This is a genomic window from Streptomyces sp. NPDC048718 (assembly GCF_043198875.1).
Lineage (GTDB): Bacteria > Actinomycetota > Actinomycetes > Streptomycetales > Streptomycetaceae > Streptomyces.
This window is the reverse complement of record NZ_JBICVG010000016.1, coordinates 206,054-215,105: the sequence shown is the minus strand read 5'-3', so window position 1 is coordinate 215,105 and position 9,052 is coordinate 206,054. Positions and strand designations below refer to the sequence as shown.

At 74.1% G+C, this 9,052-nt stretch carries 9 protein-coding genes; 1 reads left to right on the top strand and 8 read right to left on the bottom strand.

What is annotated here, in order from left to right; translation table 11 throughout:
• Positions 1–220 precede the first annotated feature (220 nt).
• The 8 genes from ACGFRB_RS27560 to fmt all read right to left on the bottom strand — a co-directional run bounded on the left by ACGFRB_RS27560 (position 221) and on the right by fmt (position 8,113).
• Entirely contained in the window at positions 221–1,699 is a 1,479-nt protein-coding gene (locus ACGFRB_RS27560) for a GuaB1 family IMP dehydrogenase-related protein (protein ID WP_393246819.1), read from the bottom strand.
• 66 nt (positions 1,700–1,765) lie between these two features.
• Positions 1,766–2,251: a barstar family protein gene (locus ACGFRB_RS27555; protein ID WP_393246817.1), complete on the bottom strand. Its 486-nt coding sequence runs from the start codon at positions 2,249–2,251 to the stop codon at positions 1,766–1,768.
• Complete coding sequence (locus ACGFRB_RS27550) at positions 2,248–2,739, bottom strand: ribonuclease domain-containing protein (protein ID WP_363009990.1); 492 nt, start codon at positions 2,737–2,739, stop codon at positions 2,248–2,250. The genes ACGFRB_RS27555 and ACGFRB_RS27550 overlap by 4 nt, the downstream gene beginning before the upstream one ends.
• Positions 2,740–2,854: 115 nt before the next feature.
• Positions 2,855–3,904: a sugar-binding domain-containing protein gene (locus ACGFRB_RS27545; RefSeq protein WP_363009988.1), complete on the bottom strand. Its 1,050-nt coding sequence runs from the start codon at positions 3,902–3,904 to the stop codon at positions 2,855–2,857.
• A gap of 331 nt (positions 3,905–4,235) precedes the next feature.
• Positions 4,236–4,919 carry a ribulose-phosphate 3-epimerase gene (gene rpe / locus ACGFRB_RS27540; protein WP_363009986.1) on the bottom strand — a complete coding sequence of 228 codons (684 nt, stop codon included), beginning with the start codon at positions 4,917–4,919 and terminating at the stop codon, positions 4,236–4,238.
• Between the two features lie 130 nt (positions 4,920–5,049).
• Positions 5,050–6,498 (bottom strand): RsmB/NOP family class I SAM-dependent RNA methyltransferase, encoded by a 1,449-nt coding sequence (locus ACGFRB_RS27535; RefSeq protein ID WP_393246815.1) that lies wholly within the window; start codon positions 6,496–6,498, stop codon positions 5,050–5,052.
• Positions 6,499–6,788: 290 nt separating this feature from the next.
• Positions 6,789–7,010, bottom strand: a complete 222-nt coding sequence (locus ACGFRB_RS27530; protein ID WP_393246813.1) for a hypothetical protein — start codon at positions 7,008–7,010, stop codon at positions 6,789–6,791.
• A 170-nt stretch (positions 7,011–7,180) separates the two neighbouring features.
• Positions 7,181–8,113 (bottom strand): methionyl-tRNA formyltransferase, encoded by a 933-nt coding sequence (fmt, locus tag ACGFRB_RS27525; protein WP_363009982.1) that lies wholly within the window; start codon positions 8,111–8,113, stop codon positions 7,181–7,183.
• 249 nt (positions 8,114–8,362) lie between these two features.
• Between fmt and ACGFRB_RS27520 the strand changes: the two genes are divergently transcribed.
• A complete protein-coding gene (locus ACGFRB_RS27520) occupies positions 8,363–8,887 on the top strand; it encodes a hypothetical protein (RefSeq protein ID WP_363009980.1) in 525 nt (174 codons plus the stop codon).
• Positions 8,888–9,052 lie beyond the last annotated feature (165 nt).

Below are 9,052 nucleotides of genomic sequence, written 5' to 3'. Positions count from 1 at the left end.
CCGGCCCCCACCACGAGGCCTAACCTGGGGGGGGTTTGGATTGTTTCGGGGGGGGGGGGGGGGGGGGGGGTGGGGGGGGGGCGGGGCCCCGCCCCGCCCCCCCCCGGGCCCCGCCCACGGCCGTGGGCCCCGGGAGACGTGCTCCCGGGGCCCACGGTTCGAGGCGTGCGACTGCCGATACGTTTCGCCTGTGACGGCGACGGTGCCGGCGACGGCGCGGTCAGCTCCAGCTGGCGTGCAGCGGCTTGCCCTCCGCGTATCCGGCGGCCGACTGGACGCCGACGACGGCCCGCTCGGCGAACTCCTCCAGGTTGCTCGCACCGGCGTAGGTGCAGGACGAGCGGACACCGGCGATGATCGAGTCGATCAGGTCCTCGACACCCGGACGCTGCGGGTCGAGGTACATCCGCGAGGTGGAGATGCCCTCCTCGAACAGCGCCTTGCGGGCCCGGTCGTAGGCCGACTCCTCGCTCGTGCGGTTCTTGACCGCGCGGGCGGAGGCCATGCCGAAGGACTCCTTGTAGGCCCGGCCGTCGGCGTCCTGCTGGAGGTCGCCCGGCGACTCGTACGTACCGGCGAACCAGGAGCCGACCATGACGTTGGACGCGCCGGCGGCCAGCGCCATGGCGACATCGCGCGGGTGCCGGATGCCGCCGTCGGCCCACACGTGCTTGCCGTACTTGCGCGCCTCGGTGGCGCACTCCAGGACGGCGGAGAACTGCGGCCGGCCCACGCCGGTCATCATGCGGGTGGTGCACATGGCGCCGGGGCCGACACCGACCTTGATGATGTCCGCGCCCGCCTCGATGAGGTCCTTGACGCCCTCGGCGGCGACGATGTTGCCGGCCACGATCGGGACGTGCGGGTCGAGCCCCCGGACGATCCGGATCGCGTTGATCATCGATTCCTGGTGGCCGTGCGCGGTGTCGACGACGAGGGTGTCCACGCCCGCGTCGAGCAGCTGCTTGGCCTTGCCCGCCACGTCGCCGTTGATGCCGACGGCCGCGGCGATGCGCAGCTTGCCGTTCTTGTCGACGGCCGGCGTGTAGAGGGTCGCGCGCAGGGCGCCCTTACGGGTCAGGATGCCGACCAGCCGGCCGTCCTGGTCGACGGCCGGGACGTAGCGGCGGTTGGCGGCGTCGAGCGTGTGGAACGCGGCGCGCGGCTCGATGTCGGCGTCCAGCAGGAGCAGGTCCCGGGACATGACCTCGCTGAGCTGGGTGAAGCGGTCCACCCCGGTCAGGTCGGCGTCAGTGACGACACCGATCGGACGGCGGTCCCCGTCGACGACGACACCGGCGTCGTGCGCCCGCTTGGGCAGCAGGGACAGCGCGTCCGCGACGGTCTGGTGGGGCTCCAGGACGATCGGGGTGTCGAGGACCAGGTGCCGGGCCTTGACCCAGGAGACCACCTCGGTGACGACCTCGATCGGGATGTCCTGCGGGATGACGACCATGCCGCCGCGGCGGGCGACGGTCTCGGCCATCCGGCGGCCGGCGATGGCGGTCATGTTGGCTACGACCAGCGGGATCGTCGTTCCGGTGCCGTCCGGCGAGGAGAGGTCCACGGCCTGGCGGGACCCTACGGCCGAGCGGCTCGGCACCATGAACACATCGTCATACGTGAGGTCGTACGGCGGCTTGAGGTCGTTGAGAAAACGCACGTGCTGTCCCAGTCGTTCGGATCGGCCCCTAGGCATTTCAGCCAGGGGAAAAAGCACGTAATTCATTGTCCCACGACCCGACGGGTGTCAGCCCGGGACGAATCATCCGAGGTCGGAGGGGTTCCCTTCGTCGGATCCTCCGAGAAGGACCGGGACATCTCCAAGGGAGAGAAGCACGAAGAGCCGGCCGGGGCGCTCGTCGACGGAGGCGGCGAAGACCTCCTGGGCGGTCCGCCACTCGGCCGGCCGCGCCTCGGCGTACTCCTGCCAGCCGGTGACGACGAGGACGGTGCGGCCGGGCAGGTCGGTCAGGCTGTCGGCGAGGGCGTCCCAGTTGCGGCCGAACCACGAGGGCAACCTCAGGGCGGCAACACAGCGGTCCATGAACGCGGCCTTGTCGGCGACCCCGTGGAGGCCGAGGACGACGGGGCGGCCGAGGGCGGCGAGGCCGTGCGCCGCCGTGCCGGGGTCCCCCGGGGCGCCGGCCTCCTGGGCAGGGTGCTCCCCGGGCTCGTGGGGCCGGTGGGATGCCGGAGCCTCACGGGGCTCCCCGGCTTCGTGCGGCTCACGGGCCTCGCCGGAACTCATTTCGTGATCACCTCGCGGAAGCTCGCGTAGTGGTCGTCCGTGTAGAAGAACTCGTGTTCCTGGCCGGTGACGATCCGCCGGGCCCCACGGTCGCGCGAGCCGGGGGTCTTGACCGTGTACTCGTGGTAGTAGCCGCGCTTGTGCTGGGGCAGGACACGCTCGAAGTTCCCGAAGACGGTGCCGTCCTTGGTGTACGGATAGGGCCCGCCGGCCCGGATGAGCCCCATCGTGTCGCGCGCCTCGCGCGGCAGGTCCGCCTCGCGGACGGTGGGGAGCCCCGAGTGGGCCGTCGGCGCGGCGGTGGCCCGGGCGGACGGCGCGGCGGTGGCCCGGGCGGAGGGCGCGAACGGGAGCGGGGCGGCGGTCGCGGTCGTACGGGCGGGGGCGGGGCTGCCGTCGATCGTGCCGGAACCACCGGCACAGCCCGTCAGAAACAGCGCGAGCCCGGCCAGAAGGCCGAGCCCGAGCCGTGCGTTTCTCATGATCATGCCCTGATGCTGCCATGGCGTGGCCGGGGCCGCCGCCCGGTCCCGCGCGCCCGCCGACGCGCGATGACCGAAACTCCCGGGACGCGCCGGGTGTCCGTCCCCGGCGCGCCGGGTCTCAGTTGCCGTCCGGGTCCGCCCGGTCGAGCGCCGGGCGCGGGCCCGGGCTGAACTCGGTGAGCAGATAGTCGGCGGCCGAGCGGTCCGTCACCAGGCTGGTGACCAGGCCGGAACGGAGCACCGCGCCGATCGCCGCGGCCTTGCGCTGGCCGCCCGCGATGGCGACGACCTCGGGGATCCGGCGCAGCCGGTCCGCCTCGACGGTGATGCACCGCTCCCCCAGGTCGCGGCCGACCCGGCGCCCCTCCGTGTCGAAGAGGTGCGCCGACATCTCGGCGGCGACGCCGAGCGAGGCGTAGTGGGCGCGCTCCGCGTCGGAGAGCATGTCGTGAACGGTCGAGATGCCCGGCTCCCAGGAGCCGATGGACACACAGGCGACCGTCACCTTGTCGAAGTACTCGAAGGCCCGCGCGATACCGGTCTGGCCGCGCAGCGCCGCGGCGGTCGCCGGGTCGGGCAGCAGCATCGGCGCGTAGATGGGGTGCGCCTCGCCGCCGGAGACCTGGGCGGCACGCCGTACCGCCTCGACCGAGCCGCGCTCGGCCGTACCCGCGTCGTAGACGCCCGTGAGCTGGACGACGGTGCAGGGCGGCAGCCGGTCCAGGGCGGCGGCCATGTGGATGGTGGAGCGGCCCCAGGCCAGGCCGAGCACATCGCCCTCGGTGACCAGCTCGCCGAGCAGGTCGGCCGCGACCTCGCCGAGGTTCTCCGGGTCGGGCGATTCGTCCTCGCCCTCCGCCGGGGACTCGACGACGACCGCGTGCCGCAGTCCGTAGCGGGCGCGGAGCGCGTCGGAGCGCTCGGCGTCCAGCTCGGCCGGCACCCGGATCTCGATGCGTACGAGGTCGCGTTCCAGGGCGGTCTCCAGGACCCGGGCCACCTTGAAGCGGCTCACGCCGAACTCCTCGGCGATCTGGATCTTGGACTTGCCCTCCAGGTAGAAGCGGCGGGCCATGGCCGCCGCCTGTACGAGCTCCGCGGGGCCCATCCGCAGGGCTGACCGTCCCGCCGGCATTCCCGCCACCGCGATCTCCTCACTGCCGTTCACGTACCGCTGCCGCGCTTCAGTTGCTGCTGTGGTGCTGGTGTGTGCTGTCTGTCTGTGTCTACTGCTGTGGTGCTGGTGTGCTTCCGTGCGCCGGGGTGCTGCCGGGTCCCGCCGCGGGTGCGGCCCGCCGGCCGGCGTCCGCTCGTCCGCGGGTGCCGCCGGAGGGTGCCCGCCGTCCGTCCCCGATGACGGGGGCGCCAGTGGTGACGGGGCCGGCCCGGCCACCGGTCACCGCGGACCCTGTGTTCATCCTGTCAGATCCGGCAGGCCCGGAACGGACGTGTCGGTGGTCCGACCTTCCCCGTTCACGTGCCCGTGGCGTACGGGGAGCTCAGTGGCCACACGCCCAGCCCGCCGCGGCGGTGGCGTCCTCGGCCCTGGCCCGCAGCGAACGGATCGCGGCGGCCGGGTCGGCTGCCCCATAGACGGCGGAACCGGCCACGAAGACGTCCGCGCCCGCCTCGGCGCAGCGCTCGATGGTGGACTCGGAGACGCCACCGTCGACCTGGAGCCAGAGTTCCAGGCCGTGCTTGGAGATCAGCTCACGGGTGCGGCGGATCTTCGGCAGCATGATGTCCAGGAACGCCTGGCCGCCGAAGCCGGGCTCGACCGTCATGATCAGGAGCATGTCCAGCTCCGGCAGCAGGTCCTCGTACGGCTCGATGGGCGTGGCCGGCTTGAGCGCCATGGAGGCGCGGGCGCCCTGGGCGCGGATCTCCCGGGCCAGCCGTACGGGCGCGGCGGCGGCCTCCACGTGGAAGGTGACGGAGCCCGCCCCGGCCTCCACGTACCGCGGCGCCCAGCGGTCCGGGTCCTCGATCATGAGGTGCAGATCGAGGGGGGTGTCGGTGGCCCGGCTGAGCGACTCGACGACCGGCACGCCCAGCGTGAGGTTGGGCACGAAGTGGTTGTCCATCACGTCGACATGCAGCCAGTCGGCACCGTCGACCGCCCTCGCCTCTTCGGCGAGCCGGGCGAAGTCCGCGGAGAGAATGCTGGGATTGATCTGCGCCATGGGCCAAGCCTGCCATGTTCTCGGGGACTTCTTGGCCGCGCGGTCCAGTGCGGCCAAGTGAGAAGGGGACCCAGAGGGGACTTATTGGTACAGACCAGTCCGAAATTCCGCCCCCGATGTCAGACGGATGTCAGGCGGTACGGCGAATCAGCGCCAGGTACATGGCATCCGTACCGTGCAGATGCGGCCACAGCTGTACGTCCGGGCCCTCGCCGAGCTCCGGGACACCGGGCAGCAGCGGGCGGGCGTCGATCAGCTCGGCGCCGCCCACCTTCTTCAGGACGTCGTCGACGACCACCCGGGTCTCGGCCAGATGCGGCGAGCAGGTCGCGTAGCCGACCACGCCGCCCACCCGGACCGCCCGCAGCGCCTCGGTGAGCAGCCCGCGCTGGAGCGGGGCGAAGCCGTCGAGGTCGGAGGGGCGGCGGCGCCAGCGGGCCTCGGGGCGGCGGCGCAGGGCACCGAGCCCGGAACACGGCACGTCCATGAGGACCCGGTCGAAGACCCCCTCGCCCCACGGCGGGCGGGTGCCGTCGGCGGCGATGACCTGGTACGGGCCGGGGTTGCCGGCCAGGGCACGCTCGACCAGGCGGGCGCGGTGCGGCTGCTTCTCGGAGGCGAGCAGGGCGGCGCCGCGGCCGGCGGCGAGGGCGCCGAGAAGGGCCGCCTTGCCGCCGGGGCCGGCGCAGCCGTCGAGCCAGCGGCGGTCGGGGCCGTCCAGGGGCGCGTTGGCCAGCGCGATCGCGACGAGCTGGCTGCCCTCGTCCTGGACGCCGGCCCGGCCCTCGCGCACGGCCTCGAGGGCACCGGGCTCGCCGCCCTCGGCGAGCCGGACGGCGTAAGGCGACCAGCGGCCCGGCTCGGTCTCGGCGGCCTCGGCCAGCTCCGCGACGGTGGCCCGGCCGGGGCGGGCGACGAGGGTGACCTCGGGCCGCGCGTTGTCGGCCGCCAGCAGCTCCTCGATGCCGGCCCGGCCGCCGCCGAGCGCGTCCCACAGCGCGGAGACGACCCAGCGGGGGTGTGAGTGGACGACCGCGAGGTGGTCCTCGGCGTCGTCCTCGTAGGGCGGCGCGACCCGCTCCACCCAGGTGTCGAGGTCGTCCCGGGCGATCTTGCGCAGAACGGCGTTCACGAACTTGGCCCGCCCGTCGCCGAGCACCACCCGGGCCAGTTCGACGGTCGCGGAGACGGCGGCGTGGCTCGGGATCCGGGTCCCGAGGAGCTGGTGGGCGCCGAGCGACAGCACGTCGAGCACCGGCGGGTCGACCTCGCGCAGCGGGCGGTCGACACAGGCGGAGATGATCGCGTCGTACGTCCCCTGGCGGCGCAGCGTCCCGTAGACGAGCTCGGTCGCGAGCGCGGCGTCCCGCCCGTCGAAGCCCTCGTTCTTCTCCCGGGCCTTCTTCAGCAGGGGCGGCAGGACGAGGTTGGCGTAAGCGTCGCGCTCGTCCACGGCCCGCAGCGCCTCGAAGGCGAGGATCCGCACCGGGTCCTTCTGGGGCCGGCGGTGCGGCCGGGGGGCCTTGCCGCTCCGGGGGGACGAGGTCGTGGGCGTGGCGCGACGTGCCTGCTCGCTCAAAGGTGCTCCGCGTGAGAAATGAGGTTCGTGAGAGGGCCGGACACAAGGCGCCCGGCCCTCTCAGCCTAGCTCCACGGCGCCCGTGACCGGCAGCTCAGGGGTGGGCCGTCCACCCTGCGGCGTCCCTCCGGCAGCCGGCCGGCGCGAGCGGGGCGAGGCCGGGCGTGGGTCGGGCGCCGGGGGTCGGGCCCTGCGGGGTCAGGCCCTGCGGGGCCGGGCCGAGCGGGGCCGGGCCGAGCGGGGCCGGGCCGAGCGGGGCGCGGTACCGTCCGTGCGGGCCGCGCCGCGTCTCAGCGCGGGACGTGCCCCTGCCGTACCGCCCACGCCCCGGCGGCCAGCAGACAGGAGACCGGCTCCGTACCGCCGCCGTCCGCCTCGAAGGCGACGAGCACGGGCGGCTCCAGGCCGGTGAGCCGGACGGCCTCCGCCCGCTCTGTGGCGGTCGGCTGCCGGAAGACGGGATCGGAGAAGGCCGTCGGGCAGCGGACGTAGGAGGTGTCCGTGAGGATCACTTCCAGGCCGTGGTGGTACGTCAGGTCGTGGCCGGCGACCAGAGTGAGGCGGCTGCCGTCGTAGTGCCGTATCTCCCAGTCCCACCAGGACCCTTCGGGCAGGACAAGGGCCGGTCCGGACCCTGCGGACCCCGGTCCGGCCGCCGCCCCGTCCGAAAGGCCTTCGGCCGTCAGGCCCCCACCCGCTCGCCGGGCGCGATCCGGACGCCGCGCGCCCAGTCCGCCGCCTTCATCGGCTTCTTGCCCTGGGGCTGGACCCACAGCAGCTCGACGGCGTGCGAGCCGGTGCCCGCGTACACGTTGTTCTTGCCGACGGCCAGCTCGCCCGGGGCGAGGTCGGTGCGGTCGGCGACCGGGGCGACCTGGACGAGCTTCAGCCGCTCGCCGCGGAAGACGGTCCACGCGCCCGGCGCGGGGGTGCAGCCCCGGACGACCCGGTCGACCCGCAGGGCCGGGGCCGCGAAGTCCACCTGCGCGTCCTCGACCTGGATCTTCGGGGCGAGCGTGATGCCGTCGGCGGGCTGCGGCACGGCCTTGAGGGAGCCGTCCTCGATGCCGTCCATGGTCGCGGCGAGCAGTCCGGCACCCGCGAACGCGAGCCGGGTGAGCAGGTCGCCGCTGGTGTCGGTGGGGCGGACGTCCTCGGTGACGACCCCGTACACCGGGCCGGAGTCCAGCCCCTCCTCGATCTGGAAGGTGGAGGCGCCGGTCACCTCGTCACCGGCCATCAGCGCGTGCTGCACGGGCGCGGCACCGCGCCACGCGGGCAGCAGCGAGAAGTGCAGGTTGACCCAGCCGTGGGTGGGGATGTCGAGGGCGACGCGCGGCAGCAGCGCGCCGTACGCGACGACCGGGCAGCAGTCCGGCGCGATCTCGCGCAGCCGCGCGAGGAAGTCCTCGTCGCGCGGCCGGTGCGGCTTCAGGACCTCGATACCGGCTTCCTCGGCCCGCTCGGCGACGGGGCTGGCGACGAGCCGGCGCCCGCGCCCGGCCGGGGCGTCGGGGCGGGTGATCACAGCGGCCACCTCGTGCCGCCCGGAGGCGAGCAGGGCGTCCAGGGCGGGTACGGCGACCTCGGGGGTGCCGGCGAAGACGAGCTTCACGCGGGAAAACCTCGCATCTTGGGGCGTGAACGGGCAGCGCACCAGTCTATGTCCCTTCCGGTCCGCATGGCCTGGCCGGGAGCGATCGGGGGGCGTACGCGCAGACGAGCGCTCCGCGCATGTGTCTGCACGCCCCCGCAGCGTGACCCAACTCCGGGCGGCGCGTTGGTCAAGAGAGATTGACCACAACGGGTCGCCTCTCCTCCAGCGGCCCGTCCCCATTTCCACGCCGGTTCGAGAGGCTCATCCATGGCCGACCACGCAACCCATGACGCCCAGGCCCGGGCAAGTCTGCACCTGCTCGTGCGGGACATCGAGCGCGTCCGGCGGCAGGTGGACGCATTGCGCACGCTCACGGCCCAGTTGGGCAATGTCTACCGCCCTCGCCGCTCCGCCCCGTCGACGGGCTTCGTCGTCTACGGGCGCGCGCCCGCCCCGACCGTACGTCTCGCGCAGGAGCTGCGCGACAGCGTCGAGACCCTGGTGACCGCGGCGGTGGACTTCGACCGCTCGCTCGGATTCTCGTGGGACGCGGTGGGCTCCGCGCTCGGCGTCACCAAGCAGGCGGTGCACCGCCGTTACGGGTCGCGGCGCACCCCGCAGCCGGGGGCCCCGCTGGACCAGACCCGGCCGCCGGAGCCGGGGGTGGTGCCCGCCCGTCCGCTGCCGGTGGTGCCGTCGGCGCGCCCCATGCCGCCGCAGCCGGCGCCGGGCGGCCACCTCCTGCGCGAGGAGCAGCGCCCGCCGGCCTTCCCGTCCCCGCGCAACGGCTGACGTTCTTTCACGAAGCGCCGGAGGCCGCCCGGGTGGGTGGGCGGCCCGGGGCGCGCGGGCACGGCGCGACCGGGCGCGACCGGGCGCGAGCGTGCGGACCCCGACGGGGCGCGCGGCAGACACGGCGGGCACCGAACCGCGCCGACCGAAGCGGGCGGATGCCGG